The organism is Bacillota bacterium (genome assembly GCA_024655925.1).
Classification (GTDB): Bacteria; Bacillota; DTU025; order DTU025; family JANLFS01; genus JANLFS01.
Genome location: JANLFS010000035.1, coordinates 1 through 17,776, shown reverse-complemented (window position 1 = coordinate 17,776; position 17,776 = coordinate 1). Strand labels below are relative to the sequence as shown.

General features: G+C 61.8%; 18 protein-coding genes and 1 pseudogene. 9 read left to right on the top strand and 10 right to left on the bottom strand.

Translation table 11 applies throughout. The annotated features are described in order from the left end of the window. Positions 1-8: 8 nt before the first annotated feature. A complete protein-coding gene (locus NUW23_07165) occupies positions 9-527 on the bottom strand; it encodes a DUF2148 domain-containing protein (GenBank protein MCR4425959.1) in 519 nt (172 codons plus the stop codon). Between the two features lie 121 nt (positions 528-648). Beyond that, positions 649-1,164: an FMN-binding protein gene (locus NUW23_07160; protein MCR4425958.1), complete on the bottom strand. Its 516-nt coding sequence runs from the start codon at positions 1,162-1,164 to the stop codon at positions 649-651. A 428-nt stretch (positions 1,165-1,592) separates the two neighbouring features. Between NUW23_07160 and NUW23_07155 the strand changes: the two genes are divergently transcribed. Continuing rightward, positions 1,593-3,152, top strand: a complete 1,560-nt coding sequence (locus NUW23_07155; GenBank protein ID MCR4425957.1) for an MFS transporter — start codon at positions 1,593-1,595, stop codon at positions 3,150-3,152. A 31-nt stretch (positions 3,153-3,183) separates the two neighbouring features. On the opposite strand, the pseudogene NUW23_07150 reads toward NUW23_07155, so the two are convergent. From NUW23_07150 to NUW23_07140, 3 genes and pseudogenes are all read right to left on the bottom strand, one after another. Beyond that, positions 3,184-3,507 (bottom strand): annotated as a pseudogene (locus tag NUW23_07150) (TrmO family methyltransferase). Between the two features lie 9 nt (positions 3,508-3,516). Further along, complete coding sequence (locus NUW23_07145) at positions 3,517-4,899, bottom strand: pyruvate carboxylase subunit B (GenBank protein ID MCR4425956.1); 1,383 nt, start codon at positions 4,897-4,899, stop codon at positions 3,517-3,519. 42 nt (positions 4,900-4,941) lie between these two features. After that, a complete protein-coding gene (locus tag NUW23_07140; GenBank protein ID MCR4425955.1) occupies positions 4,942-6,174 on the bottom strand; it encodes a M28 family metallopeptidase in 1,233 nt (410 codons plus the stop codon). Between the two features lie 174 nt (positions 6,175-6,348). Between NUW23_07140 and NUW23_07135 the strand changes: the two genes are divergently transcribed. Continuing rightward, positions 6,349-7,287 carry an aminotransferase class IV gene (locus NUW23_07135; protein MCR4425954.1) on the top strand — a complete coding sequence of 313 codons (939 nt, stop codon included), beginning with the start codon at positions 6,349-6,351 and terminating at the stop codon, positions 7,285-7,287. A 222-nt stretch (positions 7,288-7,509) separates the two neighbouring features. Here the strand turns inward: NUW23_07135 and NUW23_07130 are convergent, their stop codons facing one another. The 3 genes from NUW23_07130 to NUW23_07120 form a co-directional block, all read right to left on the bottom strand. Then, positions 7,510-8,751, bottom strand: a complete 1,242-nt coding sequence (locus tag NUW23_07130; protein ID MCR4425953.1) for a zinc-binding dehydrogenase — start codon at positions 8,749-8,751, stop codon at positions 7,510-7,512. A gap of 48 nt (positions 8,752-8,799) precedes the next feature. Beyond that, positions 8,800-9,993: a pyridoxal phosphate-dependent aminotransferase family protein gene (locus NUW23_07125; GenBank protein MCR4425952.1), complete on the bottom strand. Its 1,194-nt coding sequence runs from the start codon at positions 9,991-9,993 to the stop codon at positions 8,800-8,802. Between the two features lie 122 nt (positions 9,994-10,115). Further along, positions 10,116-10,802, bottom strand: a complete 687-nt coding sequence (locus NUW23_07120; GenBank protein MCR4425951.1) for a rhomboid family intramembrane serine protease — start codon at positions 10,800-10,802, stop codon at positions 10,116-10,118. A 155-nt stretch (positions 10,803-10,957) separates the two neighbouring features. Between NUW23_07120 and NUW23_07115 the strand changes: the two genes are divergently transcribed. The 4 genes from NUW23_07115 to NUW23_07100 all read left to right on the top strand — a co-directional run bounded on the left by NUW23_07115 (position 10,958) and on the right by NUW23_07100 (position 14,300). Further along, the gene (locus NUW23_07115) at positions 10,958-11,941 is read left to right on the top strand and encodes a D-glycerate dehydrogenase (GenBank protein MCR4425950.1); all 984 of its coding nucleotides are present in this window, start codon (positions 10,958-10,960) and stop codon (positions 11,939-11,941) included. Between the two features lie 181 nt (positions 11,942-12,122). Continuing rightward, positions 12,123-12,728, top strand: a complete 606-nt coding sequence (locus NUW23_07110) for a sigma-70 family RNA polymerase sigma factor (GenBank protein MCR4425949.1) — start codon at positions 12,123-12,125, stop codon at positions 12,726-12,728. Beyond that, the gene (locus NUW23_07105) at positions 12,725-13,246 is read left to right on the top strand and encodes a zf-HC2 domain-containing protein (protein ID MCR4425948.1); all 522 of its coding nucleotides are present in this window, start codon (positions 12,725-12,727) and stop codon (positions 13,244-13,246) included. Before NUW23_07110 ends, NUW23_07105 begins: the two co-directional genes overlap by 4 nt. 4 nt (positions 13,247-13,250) lie before the next feature. Further along, the gene (locus NUW23_07100) at positions 13,251-14,300 is read left to right on the top strand and encodes a hypothetical protein (protein MCR4425947.1); all 1,050 of its coding nucleotides are present in this window, start codon (positions 13,251-13,253) and stop codon (positions 14,298-14,300) included. Here NUW23_07100 and NUW23_07095 read toward each other — a convergent pair. Both NUW23_07095 and NUW23_07090 read right to left on the bottom strand, forming a co-directional pair. Beyond that, complete coding sequence (locus NUW23_07095; GenBank protein ID MCR4425946.1) at positions 14,297-14,665, bottom strand: hypothetical protein; 369 nt, start codon at positions 14,663-14,665, stop codon at positions 14,297-14,299. The genes NUW23_07100 and NUW23_07095 overlap by 4 nt on opposite strands. A gap of 3 nt (positions 14,666-14,668) precedes the next feature. Beyond that, a complete protein-coding gene (locus NUW23_07090) occupies positions 14,669-14,917 on the bottom strand; it encodes a carboxymuconolactone decarboxylase family protein (GenBank protein MCR4425945.1) in 249 nt (82 codons plus the stop codon). 164 nt (positions 14,918-15,081) lie between these two features. On the opposite strand from NUW23_07090, the gene NUW23_07085 reads away from it, so the two are divergent. From NUW23_07085 to NUW23_07075, 3 genes are all read left to right on the top strand, one after another. Beyond that, positions 15,082-16,269 (top strand): ArgE/DapE family deacylase, encoded by a 1,188-nt coding sequence (locus NUW23_07085; protein MCR4425944.1) that lies wholly within the window; start codon positions 15,082-15,084, stop codon positions 16,267-16,269. A gap of 26 nt (positions 16,270-16,295) precedes the next feature. Beyond that, positions 16,296-17,558 (top strand): DNA repair exonuclease, encoded by a 1,263-nt coding sequence (locus tag NUW23_07080; GenBank protein ID MCR4425943.1) that lies wholly within the window; start codon positions 16,296-16,298, stop codon positions 17,556-17,558. A gap of 3 nt (positions 17,559-17,561) precedes the next feature. Then, positions 17,562-17,776: AAA family ATPase (locus NUW23_07075; protein ID MCR4425942.1), on the top strand; the 215-nt coding region annotated here is incomplete at its 3' end.

Sequence of the window (17,776 nt, the reverse complement as noted above, 5' to 3'; positions counted from 1 at the left end):
GGGCAATCCTACCTATCGAAAAACGGACTCTTGCCGGTGGCGGTCAGGGGCACACCTGCTGCGACGTCGGCGTCGATCAGTCCCATCTTCCTTGCGAGGACGCCGACGCGGTACATGATACGGTTGTCCACGTTGTGAATGGACGCGGTCTTCACGGCAGAGCCAAGAGCGATCCCGAGGTCCAAAAGACGCCAGACGCACATCGGTCCGGCGAACTCGGGTCCGTCGTGGATGGACGGCAGGTCTGCGCACCTGGGATAGCCGCACGCCCCGCAATTCAGGCCGACGGACTTCGCCCCTTTCAGGCCGACCAAGAGCAAGGCGCCTGACACCTCCACTCCCCGGCCGTCGCGGTCGAAATTGACCTTCCCGGTTTCCACGCCGTACCGGTTCATCTCCTCCGCGAGGGCCTTGAGCTTCTCGCCTGTGATGACTTCGGTTACGACGAAATCCTTTCCAGCGCCCTTCGGCGCGGTCCTGGCTGATAGAGCCATGAGATCGGCCACAAGCTTGAGAGCGTCATCCATAGTGCAGCGGTCGTGGAACTCCGGTCAAAGCCGGATCCGTGCGACCTCCCTCCTTTTCCGGTTCTACTCAGTGTCATTCGCGGGAAACGCAGATCAACGTGCCTGCCCCGGGGTCCGCGAGTCAATGGCCCATCGCGGCGGCAATCGCATTCTCCACAGCCTTCTGGATGGCCTTGCTCGTAGTGGTGGCGCCGGATACTACGTCCACGTTTGGAGTCTGAGCCTCGAGGATCCGGGGTATGACGCCCTCGGCCAGCCGGCCGTACTTGGTCTTGCCCGGTTCCGTCATGGTTATAGCGTAGATCCTGTGATTCTTGATGGTCACCTTCACAGCGATCCTCGAGGACAGATAACTGAATGATCCGTCGTAGACGCCGTCGGGCACCCCAGTGAGGTCTACGTCGGCTATCTGGATCTCCCTGACTTCCCTGAGCTTGCCGCCTACAGCGACCATGTACACGCTGAACCCGGCTCCGAAAACGGCCAAGATTGCCCCGAGCGCGATCAGGATCTTACGGCGCCTCCCCATGTTCAAGCTCAGGCCGCAGAACCTCAGGACCTCCAGTGGGCAGAAAGCGGCCTGCCTCCCTTCCTGGACGATTCGACAACCTCGCCCCGCCTCCTGCAGTCGACTCATGCGCGGGCGGGCGGCCGCAGACGGCGAGCGGGCGTATTCTGTGGCTGTCACTGCATTTCACACGGGGGGATAGTCATGGGACTGACGCGTCAGCAACTTGCTACGATCGAGCTAACCGGGGCATGGGCAGGGGTGACAGGGGGTTGTTGGCCATCACTGCGGCAACACTCCAGTTCCTCATGGCAGTGCAGGAGGGCGCGGATAGAAGCGGCCAATTGCGGAGACTTCAGATGCGAGTAGAACAGCTTGAGCAGGCGGGGGTCATAGAGAGACAGGTCCGTTTAGAGACGGGCACAGACCGAACCCAACCCGCGGCTTGCAGGTAATAACGGTTGCGCACCGAACATTCCCGAGGCGACGCTGGTTTGCGCAAGAGTTCGAAGTCGCTTACAGGAATCCAAGCAGGATGTCAAGGGAGATGCATGTTGTTGTCACACCCCTCGACTATCATCAGGCGGCCCGCCTCGGCTCCGGACCTCGCCCGGCAGGCCGCGGCGGTCTTCGTGGTCTCGAACATTGCCCATCTCATCGTCATGTTCAGCCGGGGGTTCGTTGGACAGATATTCCCGCAGCTTATGGCGGAGTTTCGCACAACGGGTGTCGGCATCACGGTCCTTTCCACATCGTATTTCTACGTCTACATGTTCCTGCAGATACCAGCGGGCCTGCTCGTGGAACACGCCGGACCTAGGCGCGTGATTTCAGGTGGGCTGGCCCTGGGGACTGTAGGGTACGTGGTTTTCGCCCTCGCTCCCACGTTGGGAACCGCGGCGTTCGGCCGGTTTCTGTCAGGGGTGGGCCTGGCCTCCATATTCATCGCCATCCTCAAGAACATATCTAACTGGTTCCCAGCCCACCGCTACGGCGCTTTTTCGGGGATCAGCACTCTCGTGGGCAATGTCGGGGTGCTCTCGGCCATGTATCCATTTGTCGTTCTCACAACGAAGATCGGTTGGAGGACAGCGAACCTCTTGGTGGCGGCGGTCTGTGCGTTCACTGCGGCCTGGGCGTGGGTCGTGGTGCGGGATCGCGGCCCGTATTCCGATCCTGAGGCGCCCGCGGACGTGGGGGCGGCGGAGCGCACTCGCGATCTCGGCCGGGACCCGGTTTGGCCGGACGAGGGAGCGGCGCACCAAAAACCCAGGACAGGCCGGAGCCTGGCTTTGAAAATCGGGCGAGACCTCTGGGACGGGACGCTTGAGGTTGTGGCGAACCCTGGCTCATGGCCGAGCCTTATCGGGTTCGGCGTGGTCTTCGGCACTCTCATGACCTTCACGAGCCTGTGGGGAGGACCTTTCCTCATGCAGGCACACGGGCTCTCGCAGGCCGCTGCAGGGAGCATCCTTGCGACCTCGGCGGTCGGAGCGGCACTCGCAGCCCCGACTGTCGGGATCATTGTGGACAAGGTGAAGAACCGCAGGCTCGTGCTTGCGGGAACCGCGGCATTTCAGATTCCCGCCTGGCTCCTCCTGAGCTGGTCTTCCGCGCACCCCGCTTCCTTGGACCCGACCGGGCGGGTGGTCTGGATTCTTCGAGCAGCGATTTTCATCTTCGGGGTGTCGAACGCTTCGTTTCTTCCTTCGTTCATCATGATCAGGGCAGCGAACCGCCCTGCGCATGCAGGTTTGGCGCAGGGCCTGGCCAACTTCGCCGGGTTCCTCGGGGTTATCGTGGGCCAGACGGTTGTAAGCTTGGTGATGGATTCGCGGTGGGAAGGGGCTTACTTCGCGGAGGGTGTCCGGGGCTACCCCGTCGGGGCGTTTGTAACAGGCTTCGGCATCTGCGCCGCAGCCGTTGTCGCCGTCATCATCTTCGTACTGGTCGCGGGCAGGTGGCTCACCCGCCGTGAGCAGGGTCCGAGGCAAGGCCAGGATCCTGCGCAAGGCCGGGCCTCTGACCGGCACTTGCGGCAGAATCGGGCTTCCCATCGTGGCCCGAGCTCCGGTCGCGGCCGTGACCGCAATCGCCCGGAGGCCGGAACGGCTTGATGTCCAGCACCGGGCTTCCGGGAAGGGCGTCCAGCCCCCGCACTGTCAGCACCGGGCCGTCGCATGCAGCCAATTCCACACAGGTGAGCCCGAAGGGGTTGGGCCTGGCCGGGGTTCGAAGCGCGAACGCGCCTGATAACCCGCGTCCGCCGTCGTGTTTGGGCCGGACTCGCAAGGCGGCGCGTTCAGCTTCGGTGATTCTGTCCATCCAGTATATGACCCACAGCCTGTCCATGGAGGCCACGCCGTCAAGCGCCTCGGAGTATTCGGGGAATATGCGCACGAGCGACAGGCCGGACCCAGGGGGGCCGGATTCCACCACCCCGATGGGCCTGACATCTATCCGGGCATCCATGGGTCGGACCTACGCCCCTCCGGCGGACGACGCCTGCCGGGACGCGAGGAACTTCTGAGCCTGCTCCGGGTAGAGGGCGTAGGAGAGAGCATCCTCCTCAGATCCATTGTACTTCTCGACCGCCGCGCGCGCTTCGGCGAGGCCCGGGGGAATGTTGTCGCCCGGACGTCCGGTCGCGACTTCGTCGTCTCCGATCGCTTTCTTGCGGAGATCGGGATCGATCTCCCCGGCGGGACTGCCGTACTCCCCCCGGATGTAGTTGCGGACTTCCTTCGGAATCTGCTTGTACCGTTCCCCAGTGATGATGTTGAGCGTGGCCTGGGTGCCTACGATCTGGCTCATGGGAGTGACGAGAGGGGGGTAGCCCATCTCCGCGCGCACTCGGGGGACTTCCGCCAGGATCTCCTCCAGCCTGTTCTCGGACTTGGTCTGTTTCAGCTGGAACCTGAGGTTTGAGATCATCCCCCCTGGGATCTGGTAGTTGAGAACGTCCGTGTCCACGCCTACAGGGCTCAGGACATCCTTGTACTCGGGCACGATCTCCCGCAGGATGGAGGCGGCCGGCCTGATCAGCCTGACGTTCATCTTTGTGTCGTAGGGCGTGTCCGCAAGCGCGACGATGAGAGACTCCGCCGGCGGCTGGGAGGAGCCCAGAGCCACCGTGGAGGTGGCGCAGTCTACTACGGTGGCGCCGGCCTCTATCGCCTTGAGGTAGCTCATTGAGGCCATGCCACTAGTATAGTGGCAGTGGACCTGCACCGGGAGCCCGACTTCCTCGACCAGACGTTGGACAAGTTCCTCCCCAGCGTAAGGGGCCAGGATGCCTGCCATGTCCTTTATGCATATGGAGTCCGCTCCGATGTCCTTGAGCTGGAGTGCGTACTTGACGTACCCATCGTTTGTATGTACCGGGCTCACAGTGTAGGAAATGGCACCCTGGAAATGCGCGCCTGTCCTTTTCACCGCCGCGGCCGCACGCTCTATGTTCCTCACATCATTCAGGGCGTCAAAGATTCTCACGATGTCTATGCCGTTTTCGACTGTCTTCTCAACGAACCTGTCCACCACGTCATCGGCGTATGGCTTGTACCCCACCAGGTTCTGCCCTCGCAGGAGCATCTGCAGAGGCGTCCTCGTGATGGCCTGTCTGAGTTCTCTCAATCGCTGCCACGGGTCCTCATTCAGATACCTGAGGCAGGTGTCGAAGGTCGCTCCTCCCCACACCTCCATGGAGTAGAATCCCACGCGATCGAGGTAGGCGGCGACCTGGAGCATATGCTCGGTGCGCATTCGAGTCGCGAACAGGGACTGGTGTGCGTCTCGGAGGGTTGTGTCGGTGATTCCGACTCTGGCACCGTCTTTAGTCTTAGGAACCCTCACCAAATGGATCATCTCCCTTCATCCCTTCAGGCGGCCGTTGGACGGAGCACCTCCTTAGAGTATATCATCTCCGCCCTCGCCTTGGTCCACTTTCGACACGATCTCCCGGAATACCAGCCTCGTCTCTTCGAGCTTCGCCGGGACTACCTTATCCAGGCTATCCCCGGCGTTGTGGTAGCTGTCGCGTGTGTGCGGGTTCATGTGGCCAACTGTCACTGCGCGGAGACCCACTGCAAGAAGAGGTCCGGAATCGTCGAAAATCGCACCGGCTGGCAGGGCGGGCTCGATCCCCAGTGATGCAAGGGCGGCCTGGTACACTGCAACTGCCTGCGCAGACGCCTGATGCCTGGAGAGGAAGGTACCGGAGTTCTCCCAGTAGCAGTACACCCCCTCGCCTCCGATCAACTCACAGTTGATGACCACACAATTGCTCAATATGTCCGGGACCGCTGGTGACACTGCGGGCGATAGACGAGAATGCTGTTGTTCCCGTTCCACGAGTCTCGCATAGGCCGTGGAGCCCTGCATGTTGACTTCCTCGCCGCCGAAGAAGATCATCTTGACGCGGGTCTGCTCCAAGGGCACCACTCCAGTGGCGATGTCTTCTGCCAGGGCCATGAGGACCGCGACCGCCGCTGCGTTGTCCCGGGCTCCAGGGCTCTGCCGGTCCCTGGACACCAGCAAGCCCCCGCTGAAAACAAGCATCAACATGAAAAGCCCGGTGAACCCAACGACGGCGAGAATGACAGATGCCGCCCGCGCGGAGCGGGCCACACGCGGCCCGCGGAAGATCGCTCCGAGCGCTGATGCAAGGACCAAACAGGCCATGGCGATCGGAGCGAAGCCGAGGATCGGCTTCCTCTGCGCGTGGTCGAAAAGGTCCGTCTTGGAGTCGTAGTGCGCAGAGAAGGTGACCTGGCGCATGGCAGGGCCATCCGCAGGCAGGAAATCAGCGATGACGTTCACGCCGGTCCGCCCGCCTACCCAGGTCACGACGGGAACGTTGAGCTCGAATTCCCCAAGGTAGACTGCGGGGATCATTAAGGCCACGAGAAGGGCTGGGAGGAATCGCCTCCTCACTATGAGAAGGAGGGCGACTGCTCCCAGCACTGCGAAGAACAGCCCCAACAGTGGCTGCATATATGGTCGAAGGAAGAACTCATGTTCCGAAACGTACGGGGTAAGACCGCGCATTGTCCCGGCTATGAACCGGGCCGTCTCCTCGGCTGCTCGGGACCCGTTGGGTCTGGGCACTGCGATTGCCGAAAGCACCTCTATGACTGTCAAGACACTCTGCCTCCTGCCTGGGACATTCTGCCTGCCCACTGTGCGTCTGTGCGAGCTTCTCAAGAGACTTCGCGGCCGGATGCTTTGGTCCTTCTCCGGCCTCGCGGTGCAGGAACCGCCGGTGTGCACGGCGAAAACACGATCACATAGCCGAATTTGGGAGGGGATGCCCCAATGGCTGGTGTGGTGTTCCTGAACGGAGACATTGTCGGGATCGACGAAGCGAAGGTGAGCATTCTAGACCGGGCCAACGTCTTCGCCGACGGGCTCTACGAGGTAGTCAGGTGCTACGGCGGCAGGCTCTTCGAACTTGAGACTCATATGAAAAGACTCCTTGCCGGGGCATCAGCCCTCGCGATCTCCCACGACTTCACCCTGGAATGGCTGATCCGGGGAGCGGAGCGGCTGGCCCGAGAGAGTGGAGTGCTTGAGGGCGAGATGTACATCCAGCTCTCGCGGGGTCCGGCGGTCCGCACCCATTACTTCCCGTCTTCCCAATCCCCCGTCGTCTTCATCACCCTCGGGCCGGTCAGACCGATTCCCGCTGAGGCACGCACGTCCGGGACATCGGTAGTCACATGCCCGGACATAAGGTGGGGATGGTGCCACCTCAAGACGGTGAACCTCCTCGCGAACTGCCTGGCCAAAGAGAAAGCCCACAGGTTGGGCATGTGGGAGGGCATCATGGTCAGAGGGCTCGGCGAAAGGCCCCCACTGGATGCCGACTCCTTCTGCGCCCAACCTGGTGTGCTCGCGTTCGCCCGCCGGGGCGATCAGGTCCCCGGGAACATCAGCGAAGGAGCGAGCGCCAACGTGTTCGTCGTGGACCGCGGGGAGATCGTCACTCCCCCGAAAGAGAACATCCTCCCCGGTGTGACCCGAGCTCTTGCGATAGATCTCGCGAGAGGGCTTGGCCTCAGGGTCACGGAGAGTCCGATTGCCACAGGAGACCTCCTGACTGCAGACGAGATGTTCCTAACTAGCACCATCGGGGAGATAATGCCGGTGGTGCAAGTGGACGGGCAGGCCATAGGGGATGGGAGGCCCGGGAGAATCACACAACGCCTGGCTGACGCATACCGCGGACTCTATCACGGTATGCTGGGGCTGTAGACTTCCCGGCCGGCCGAAACCGTCCTGCAGGCCCATTGCGGTCGAGAAGCCGCAATGCGGTGAACGGGTTGTCCCCACGCGTGTAGGAGTGAACCGTGCAGGCCGATGCTGGACGTGCTTGCGGAGTAGTTGTCCCCACGCGTGTGGGGGTGAACCGTCTATCGCGGCCCCATATCCGTCAGGCTCACCGTTGTCCCCACGCGTATGGGGGTGAACCGGCACTCAATCGAAGTAGAACGCCGACTTGATGAGCTTCTCGCGCCCGATGTTCAGGTTCGCCTCGATTGCCCGCCGATAGTCTGACAGCCTGAACCGGTGGGTGAGTAGGCCCGCCAGGGACACTCGACCGGTCTTCATGAGTTCCACGGCCACCTCGTACGCACGCATGCGGCGGCCGTGGAACTCCTCGCTTCCGCACCAGAACGAGCCGCGCACAGAGGCTTCTTTCAGCCAGATGGGCGTCCAGTCCACCCCGGCGGGGAAGGAGGCCAGCCCAATCAGAACCATGGTCCCCCGGGGCGCAGTGAACCTGAGGGCATCATCTATGCTCGTCGAGCTTCCCACGCAATCGAACACTGTCTCGGCGCCGCCCAGGACCACCCTCTTGCCCATGAGTGGGCGGAGGAGCCTGGAACCCAGCGCTTCGGCCAGCTCAGCGTAGTAGTCCGAGCCCCGGCGCATGTAGACCACATGGTCCGCCCCGTGAGCAAGCGCTGCCTCCCCCTGGAACTCGTACTTCGCAAGGGTCACGATTCGCGCTCGCCCGCCCAACGCGCGAATGGCGGCGACCGCCGATATCCCTATGATTCCTGACCCTATGATCAGGACCGTGGAGTCATCCGGCGGGAAGTTGCGTATGACTGGGTGAAGGGACGAGCAGAATGCATCCACGCAAGCGGCTTCCTCGAACGACACCTCATCTGGAAGCGGGATCAGCTGGGTGTAGTGGGCAACGAACTCTTCACTCCAGCCCCCACCGGTGTCCCGGCAGGTGCCGATGGCAAAGCCCGGGGAGACGGTACCTTCTCTGAAGTTCTCGCACAGCTGATAGTCACCCCGGGCGCAACTCCCGCATACGGGTTCGATACCCCGCGGAATGCAGGACAAGACTGGGTCAACCAGGACCCGCGACCCGACCGGCAAGGTTCCGGCGAGTCGGGCCTCGGCTTCCGGCCCCATTTCCACCAGGTGACCGCAGTTCTCGTGCCCGATAGTGAAAGGGAACGACGAGAACGGCGAGGTCGACGGGGAGTCGTGCAGGAGGACCAGGTTCTTGTCGCTTCCGCATATCCCGGAATACTTGGTCCGAACTCTCACCCACTCGGGCCCGGGAAGTCTGGGTGCGCTCACGTCTCGGAGGACCACATTAGAGAAGCTGTCGTAGTAAGCCTCACGCCGAAACCGCCCAACGGCCTTTGAGTACACCCACCGCGGCACCGAGCCCAGGAACTGAACAGCTTTCACGCAATACCATCCCTCTTGCCAGTCGCCAGCTTGTGCCCGCGATTGCGATCAGATTATGCCCATTGCCTTCCCGTGCTTTTCAAGAAGGCCGAGGGCGAAGTCGATATCCTCGTTCGTGTGCGCGGCGGTCACGTTCGCCCTGAGACGGCACGTATTCTGAGGGACCGCCGGGTGGAGAATGGGTGAGACGAACATGCCGTCCCGGTGGAGCTTGGACGTGAGCTCCAGGGTCGGCTCGGGCTGGCCGATAATGATCGGGATCACACAACTCTGCGTGTTCAATGTGTCGTACCCCATCTCGTTGAGGCCACTCACAAACCGCCTGATGTTCTTCCGCACGGCCTCGAGCCGCCACTTCTCTTCCTCTATTAGCTCGAGGCTTGCGGTCACGGCCGCGACCGCCGCAGGGGGCAGGGCAGCAGAGAAGACGAACGCCCGGGCGTTGTGCTTGAGGAATCGGATGACGTCCGCCCGGCCGGCCACGAAACCACCGACTGCTGGAATGGTCTTGGAGAGCGACCCGCTCAGAAGCTCAACATCGTCTGTGGACATCCCGAAATACTCGAGTATCCCGTGGCCTGTCTCCCCGAGCACTCCCAAGGAATGTGCCTCGTCCACCATGAGCCAAGCCCCGTAGGACCGGCACAACTCCACGAGGTCCGGCAGGGGGCAGACATCCCCGTCCATGCTGTAGACTGCGTCAACGATGACGAGCATGCCTTCGTATTTCTGCTTCCCTGCCTCGAGGAGTCTTTTCAGGTCTTCGAGGTCGTTGTGCTTGAACCTCTGAAACTCCGCGTTGGAAAGGAGACACCCGTCGATTATGCTGGCGTGGCTGAGCTTATCGGTGATCACGACGTCCTGCCGGCCGAGTAGGGTGGATATGGTGGAGAGGTTGGCCACATAGCCGCTGGAATACGCGATCGCGTCCTCTGTGCCGAGGAAGTCCGCGATCTTCCGCTCGCATTCCGTGTGCAACCTGGTAGTGCCCGCGAGCACTCGCACGCCGTGGGTTCCCGTCCCGAAGTCGTCGACTGCCTCTCTTGCCCTCTGCTGGATCTTGGGATGGCGGAGCAGGCCCAAGTAGCTATAAGATGAAAACATCACCATGCGCCTGCCGCCGATAGTCACCTGCCCCCCGTTTAAGGCGTCGATTTGCTGCAGGTAGTAGTAGTGATCCTTCTTCTTCACGTCCTCGTATTGCTGGCTGAAAGCAGTCACTCTGTCCTGGAAAACACTCATAGAAATCCCTCCCGGGCCTTGTGTTCACAAAAATGTGCACATCGCCATCATACTACCTACGCCGCAGTCTGTCAATCAGCTGACATGAGCCCTGACGACGTAAGGCCGGGGGGATTCCTCATTCACCTCAAAGGAACTGGCCATGCGGCCGCGGCCGCTCCTATCAGCATCAACGAAAGGAACACACGCCGTGCAAGCTGCCTGGACTCGCCTGTGCGTTCGCCCGGCAGGCCGAGAGCATAAGCTGCCGCGAACCCGCTTATGAGCCCTCCGAGGTGAGCGTAGTTGTCGATGAGCGGGCTTGTGAACCCGATGGCGAGGTTCAGCAGAACGATGAATACGAACCTCATGCCGGCGATCAGCGCAAAATGCCGTGGGAACCTGAGACCGAAGTAAAAGAGGCAACCAGCGAGGCCGAATATCGCGCCGGACGCTCCGACCCCTATCACGCGAGGATCAGCCAGAAGAGTACTGACTATGGACCCACATAAGCCTGACGCCAGGTATGCCAGAAGGAACCTCTTGGAGCCGAAAAGCCTCTCGGTTACGTTACCCAGGTTGTGCAGGGAGAAGGAATTCATGCTCAAGTGGAGCAGACCGGAATGAAGGAACATGGAGGTGAGCAGCCGCCACGGCTCTCCTGCCCGGATGAGAGGTGCGAACTTCGCGCCGTATCTCAGGAGAACCCATGGGTTACTGGAGCCGCCCGAGAGCTCCAACAGCAGGTAGACCCCGATGTTTATGGCCAGGAGTATGTTGGTGAAAGGTGCGGTGCGCTGAAGCAGCACCGGCCTGTCGGGGTAGTGCAATCCCCGCGCCTCCTTCGGAACACTTCTCTGCACATACTATATGATGGCGCCTCCCGTGATCAAGGCTCCGAGGAAGGAACATGGGGGTAGACGCAGAAGTAGATTCTGCGCCAGATACTGACACTGCAAACTGCTCACTGGAGGGATCACAACTGATGGCAAAACCGAAAGTGCTCGTTACTCGGAGACTCCCCCAACCCGGACTGGATCTCCTGGCGCCACATGTTGACATGACAGTTAACCCGCACGACCGGGTCATGACCAGGGAGGAACTGGTCACGGGAGTGGCGGATGTCGAAGGCCTCCTCTGCCTGCTCACTGACACGATAGACGCTGAGATCATGGCGGCTGCCCCGAAGCTCCGGGGGATCTCCAACTATGCGGTGGGGTTCAACAACATCGATGTGGCCGAGGCAACGAGGCGAGGGCTGCCGGTGTCCAACACTCCGGGGGTTCTCACGGACACAACTGCGGATCTGGCGTTCACCCTTATCATGGCCACTGCACGCCGCATCGTGGAGGCGGACAAGTTCACCCGAGAGGGCAAGTACGAAGGATGGGGGCCAATGCTCTTCCTCGGCGCTGACGTTTACGGCAAGACCCTGGGCCTCGTGGGGCTGGGGCGAATCGGGTCCGCGGTTGCCAAGCGTGCGCATGGTTTCGACATGAAGGTGCTCTACTTCGACGAGAGGCGACTTCCGGAGGCCGAGGAGCGCGCCCTCGGGGTGACCTTCACGCCTTTCGCTGAGCTTCTCGCCAAGTCCGACTTCATCTCTCTCCACGTTCCGCTGCTGCCGTCCACTCACCATCTGATCGGGCAGGCTCAGTTCGAGATGATGAAGAAGACCGCGATACTCGTGAACACTTCAAGAGGCCCAGTGGTCGATGAGAAAGCATTGGTCCAGGCGCTCAAGAGTGGCCGGATCGGCGGAGCGGGCCTTGATGTCTTCGAGGAGGAGCCCAAGCTCGCCCCCGGCCTAGCGGAGTGCTGGAACGCAGTCATCGTGCCCCATATCGCGAGTGCCAGCATCGAGACGAGGACAAAGATGGCAGAGATGGCCGCGGTCAACCTTCTTGCGATGCTGGAAGGCAGGGTGCCCGAGAACATCGTAAACCCGGAGGTTTATGACAAGAAGTAGATCACCACGGCGGACAAGCCCGGGGGCGCCTGCCCCAGGTCACATTCGACGCCCGCTTTCCGGCGGGCGTCGAACTTTCCAGGAACACACGCATCAGTAGTACTGGGAGAGAGAAACGCCGAAGACAAATCCACCGGGGAGTGATACACTTATGCACAAGATTCGGTGGGAGGCATGAGTGTTGAGTGAAACCGGGTGGGCTTCTCTTCCTGATGAACGGCTGGCGCAAGAGGCGGCGTCGGGTTCGCGCGACGCCTATGCCGAGCTAGTCCGGAGGCATTCCCAGAGACTTCTTAACCTCGCATGGAGGATGTCAGGGTCGCGGGAGGCGGCGTGGGACGCGGTGCAAGACGCATTCCTCGCCGGATGGAAGCACATCCGCAGTTTCCGGCAGGAGGGCGGGTTCTACTCCTGGGTGCGCCGGATCCTTGTCAACGTGGTTCTTGGCGAGAAACGCAAGGGCGGCGGAGTGCGGATGGTTCCCCTCGACAAACCCCTCGAGTTCGGCGAAGGGTCAGAACCCATCGACGTGCCGGACCCGGGTTCAGACCCTGGAGAGATAGCGAGCCGATCGGAGACGATCGAAGAGATCCGGCGGGCAGTGGAGAGCCTGCCCGACATATACAGGACAGTCTTCTTGATGCGGGAGACGGAGGAGATGTCCTACAGTGAGATCGCACAAGCGATGAACCTGAACGAAGGCACAGTCAAATCCAGGCTCAACATGGCGCGAAGGCTTCTTCGAGAGAGTCTCAGGAAGGAGGTGGAGGCCGCGCGGTTCGCATGAGGACCGCGATGGCATCTCAGATGACGGGAAAGCAGATGCATCTGGATGACGAGATAGTAGGGCTCTACCTCGACGGTGAGCTCCCCGTGGAACGCCGCCCCCAAATCGAAGCGCACTTGGCTTCCTGTGAACAGTGCCGCAAAGTGCTTCTCGATCTGAAACGCCTCGGGGAAGCAGTCCGGGCTGAGGCTCTCCCGGAGTGGGACGTCGAAGCCATGGTTCAGGGAGTCACAAGTGGGATCACCAGGCGTGAACGGGAGAGCGCTGCCGGCCGGCGGGCACTGGCAGAGCGCGGGGCAGCCTGCGGGTTCTGGAGCAGTCTCCGCGGGCGTATCATGGTCGGGGCGGCCGCGGCCGTGATAGCCCTGGTGTCGGTGTTCGGGGCCATGGGCTACTTCTACCGCAAGGAGATGATGGCCCAGGAGGAGGCCGTCATTCGTTCGCATTACGTGGTCACTTCGGGCCAGGTGGGAGTAGTCTTGGTCTCTGCGCCGGCCTCTTCACCGGGGGTGAGATAAGCTGATGGCAGGGAAGCTGCGGTCCGCTAGAGTGAGAGGAGCCAGGCGAGCCACAGTCTCGGCCTTTGTGTGCGCTCTAGTGGCCTGGTTCATCCTGGCCTCCGGCGCCGGGGCGAGCGCAAACACGCAGGCAGCACAGCCCACCACGAAAGGCCTTTCGCCTGTGGAATTGTATGAATTGAGCTTGGATCCGCCCGTCGAGTATGAGGCGAGGCTTCGGGTGTGGAACCCCGGAGTGGGCCAGGTTGAAGTGGGGCTTCTCAGATGGGACGGCATGGTCCGGTACACCGTTGAGACCCCTTCCGGCCCAGCACACACCGCCGTCGGCCTGGGGAGGAAAGCACGATACGGCGGGATGCCGCCAGGATCCGGCCCGGCCCGAACGGTGCAGGCCTTCGCTCAGCCAATAGCGGAGGACATCGACCTGCTCGTTGCGAACTACACGATAACACGAGAAGCAGGCCCCAGCATCGCAGGGTGCGACACCGTCGTTCTCACCATCTCACCAAAGCGGGTGGGGAATGTCCGACGCGTCGTGTGGGTGGACGAGGTGACAGGAGTCCAGCTCAAGGTGGAGGACTACAACTACCGCGGAGATGTCGTCCAGAGGCGTGAGGTCGTGAGCATATCCTACGCGCCTGTCTTGAGGCCCGAGACGAAGGCTTCGGCGGAAGCCGCACTAGCTGGGGCAGGAGCTGTGCCCCATCCCATGAGCCGCCACACAGTGCAGGAAGCGTCCAAGGAACTTCGGTTCAACCTGGTCGTCCCCACCTGGATCCCGGAAGGATATCACCTCGTGGACACCAGGACTCCTCGTCCGCCCATGGGAGACATGGGGCCAGACGTCAGGGTGAACATGGCTCACTTGGTCTTCCACGATGGGTTAGGCGTCATCTCACTCTACGAAAGCCCTGTTCCGTGGTGGGCGCGAAGGTCCAGGCCTCCGGTGGCCGGGCCGGTGATCGAGTGGGAGCATGCTGGCACACGGTTCGTCCTGGTGGGAGATGTCGACCCCCAGTGGCTTGTCCGGATGGCGCAGAGCACGATGAACTAGTCGAGATCACCGGATCCGTACCCCGGGACGCCCGAACGCGAGGCGTCCCGGAGCTTTTCTGCCAAGGACGCGTAAGGGTCGCCGGGTTCGACCTCAAGTCCGAGGCCAGAGGCCACTCGGTTCGAGTAGTTGAAGTAAGACACAACCTGATTGATGTCAAGTATCTCCCGGTCCGAAAACCCAGCCTCTCTGAGCCTGCGGACCCCGTCCGCCCCGACAGACGCAGGGTTCAGGGTCAGGCTGATCGCGTATGAGACTGCGGCGGAATCCCGCTTGGAGAGGCCGATGCCCCCTGGCCCACACTGCACTAGCTGAAGCAGGCGCTTCTCACCTATGAACCTACGGAGAACCTCCCCGTGATGCACGATTCAGTAATGGCACCGATTGGCTTGGGAGACAACGACCGCAATGAGCTCACGCAAGGTCCGTGACAGCCTGGACTTTCCGAACATCAGAGTCCGGTACATGTTCAGGTGTGCGGCCATTGCTTCTGGGTTGAGCGAGTGCGCGAGCATGATGTTCGCAGGCCGTCCCAGGTTTGGATCTCGGGCCTGCTGGTAGATTGCCTCGAGTTCGCCGGATGCCTCATCCGGCTGGATCATCTTTATGGATGACACGACATCCTCCCACTCCTGCCATGCTCATACTTGGGCACCCCGCCAGCTTCATTTCGCCAGTGGGACTGAGTTTCCTTCAGTTGAAGAATCTGGGCAGACCGGATATGATAACAACATCAGGAAGCGGGACATTCTGTCTCGGCACAGCGGGAGGCGCGGATATCATGGTGGACACTGGAGAAGCGCAAGCACTGACCATGGGTCTGGTGAGGATCGAATCCGTGAACCCGACCCTCTCTCCGGGCGGCAGTGGAGAGCTTGCGGTCGCCCGGTTCATTCGGGAATGGCTGCGTTCTCATGGACTTGATGCAGACCTTGTGGAGGCAGCTCCGGGGCGGCCGAATGTGGTCTGCGCCATCCGGGGATCAGGACGCGGGCAGACGCTTCTTCTGAACGGCCACACGGATACGGTGGGGATCGAGGGTATGCAGATCGATCCCCTTGGAGCGGAGGTGCGGGATGGCCGGCTATACGGGCGCGGGGCATGTGACATGAAAGGCGGACTTGCGGCCATGATGATTGCGATGCGTGAGATCGCTCGGGGGCCTCGCTTGCCCGGAGACGTCATCATGACTGCCGTTGTCGATGAGGAGTATGCGAGCGCGGGGACGGAGCAGGTTGCCCGGGACTTCGCGCACAAGGCCGATGGGGCGATCGTGGTGGAGCCCACCGGGCTTGAGGTCCACATCGCCCACAAAGGGTTCGCATGGGCTACGATAGAGACTAGAGGCCGAGCTGCCCACGGGAGCAGGCCAGCAGAGGGTGTGGACGCCATAGCTCACATGGGTCGGGTGTTGGTGGAGATCGAGCGCCTCGGCGCCAGACTCGCCTCTCGTCGCCACCCGCTGCTGGGCGCTCCTTCTATCCACGCTTCCCTCATATCCGGCGGCACTGAACTGTCTACGTATCCTCCGTCCTGCACCCTCAAGGTCGAAAGGCGCACGATCCCAGGAGAGTTCCCTGAGGTGGTACAGGCGGAACTTGACTCGATTCTCGAAGCCCTCGAAAAAGAGGATGCTTCCTTCAACGGCTCGGCCGAAGTGTTCTTCTGGCGTCCGCCCCTCGAGACTGACCCAGACCATCCTGTGGTGACATCGCTTGTAGGGGCGATGGAGGCCTTGACTGGCTCAAGGCCGGCCTTCGGGGGATCCAGTGGGTGGCTGGATTCTGCCTTGCTCGATGCGGCCGGCATCCCGTCGGTGGTCTTCGGGCCAGGCGGCGGGGGAATGCACGGCGCGGCGGAATGGGTGGATCTCGCCCAGGTTCGCGCCGCGGCAGACGTCCTCGTGGAGACGGCGAGGAGGTTCTGCTCTGAGACGCGGGGTCCAGAGAAGGTCAATACTCAGGCATAAAGACTCGGGGAAGGGGGCTCGCCCTTGTGACCCTTTTTCGCTTTGTCCACGCGGCGGACATCCATCTCGACAGCCCGTTCGCGGCGGTTGGAGCGGAGTCGGAGGAACTCGCCCAGAAGTTCATAGAATCGACCCGGGATGCCTTCAGGCGGGTGGTGGACCTCTGCATCAGGCGACAGGCTGATTTCCTGGTGCTCGCGGGGGACGTGTATGACGGAAGCCACAAGTCCCTCCGGGCCCAGCTTGAGCTGCGCTCCGGTTTGGGTGCGCTTGCCCGGCGAGGAATCCACACCTTCATCTCGTGTGGGAACCATGACCACCTGGGAGGGTGGCGGGCCTCACTCACATGGCCACCCGAAGTGCACTTCTTCGGGCCGGAGGTTGAGGTTCATCGTGTGGTGCGAGACGGGGAGGAGGTCGCGAGGGTGCAAGGGGTCAGTTACCCGCGCGCGGCGGTCACAGAGAACCTCGCAGCTGGGTTCAGGAAGGACCCGGCTGGTCCTTTCGCTGTTGGGGTCCTCCACGCGAACGTGGGAGGAGTCCCGTCGCACGAGAACTACTCTCCCTGCACCCTCGAGGATCTTGCCAGTACCGGTATTGACTACTGGGCCCTGGGGCATGTCCATGCGCCAAAGACTCTGCGCGATCACGGCCCGACGGTGGTCTATCCAGGGAGTACTCAGGGACGGAACCCCAGGGAGACCGGGCCTCACGGGTGCCAGGTCGTCACGGTGGACAACGGCGCCGTATCATCCATCGAGTTCTGCCCGGTGGATTCCATCAGGTGGGAAACGGTGGAGGTGTCCATCGACGAGCTTGAGACCCTCGATGATCTGGTGACGCGGGCGGAGGCCGAGATCATACGGGCTGCGGCCATGGCGGACGGCCGGTCCCTGGTGGTCAGGGTGATCCTGGGAGGACGCGGGCGCCTCGACGGTGAGGTCCGGAGATCGCATGTATCCCGGGACATCCTCACACTTATCCGCGATAGGCTGGGAGGAGGCGATCCGTTCATCTGGGTTGAATCTCTCATCTCCAACACGACAAAGGAAGTCGACATCGAGGCCTTCCGGAGGGAGGGCAGTCTCGTCTCGGACTTCCTGAGCGAGGTGGAAGAGACTCTGGCGGATCCCGAGGCCCTGGACATGCTCAGGAGAGACCTCGCCCAAAGGCTCAGGCGGCGAAAGCTCGCGGCAATCATTGAGTCGATGGAGGCCGAGGAGTTCAAGGATGTAGTGCGGGCCGCGGGGCGGCTTGGGTTGGACCTTCTTCTGCCGGAAGAGGTGTAGGCCTTGCGTCTGAGTGAAGTACATATCGACGGATTCGGGGTTTTCCACGACCAACACATCACCGGCTTAGGCGAAGGTGTCATCCTTTTCACCGGCCCGAATGAGTCTGGGAAGACCACCCTGATGTCATTCATCAAGGCCATTCTCTTCGGCATGGAGAAGGAGTCCAACCGCGCACACTATCCTCCGCTTGCAGGGGGGCAGCATGGGGGGGCACT

Coding starts and splice junctions, on each gene's coding strand:
- NUW23_07165 (MCR4425959.1), bottom strand. CDS start 527: ATGGATGACGCTCTCAAGCTTGTGGCCGATCTCATGGCTCTATCAGCC.
- NUW23_07085 (MCR4425944.1), top strand. CDS start 15,082: ATGGTGGACACTGGAGAAGCGCAAGCACTGACCATGGGTCTGGTGAGG.
- NUW23_07115 (MCR4425950.1), top strand. CDS start 10,958: ATGGCAAAACCGAAAGTGCTCGTTACTCGGAGACTCCCCCAACCCGGA.
- NUW23_07145 (MCR4425956.1), bottom strand. CDS start 4,899: ATGATCCATTTGGTGAGGGTTCCTAAGACTAAAGACGGTGCCAGAGTC.
- NUW23_07135 (MCR4425954.1), top strand. CDS start 6,349: ATGGCTGGTGTGGTGTTCCTGAACGGAGACATTGTCGGGATCGACGAA.
- NUW23_07105 (MCR4425948.1), top strand. CDS start 12,725: ATGAGGACCGCGATGGCATCTCAGATGACGGGAAAGCAGATGCATCTG.
- NUW23_07160 (MCR4425958.1), bottom strand. CDS start 1,164: ATGAGTCGACTGCAGGAGGCGGGGCGAGGTTGTCGAATCGTCCAGGAA.
- NUW23_07100 (MCR4425947.1), top strand. CDS start 13,251: ATGGCAGGGAAGCTGCGGTCCGCTAGAGTGAGAGGAGCCAGGCGAGCC.
- NUW23_07125 (MCR4425952.1), bottom strand. CDS start 9,993: ATGAGTGTTTTCCAGGACAGAGTGACTGCTTTCAGCCAGCAATACGAG.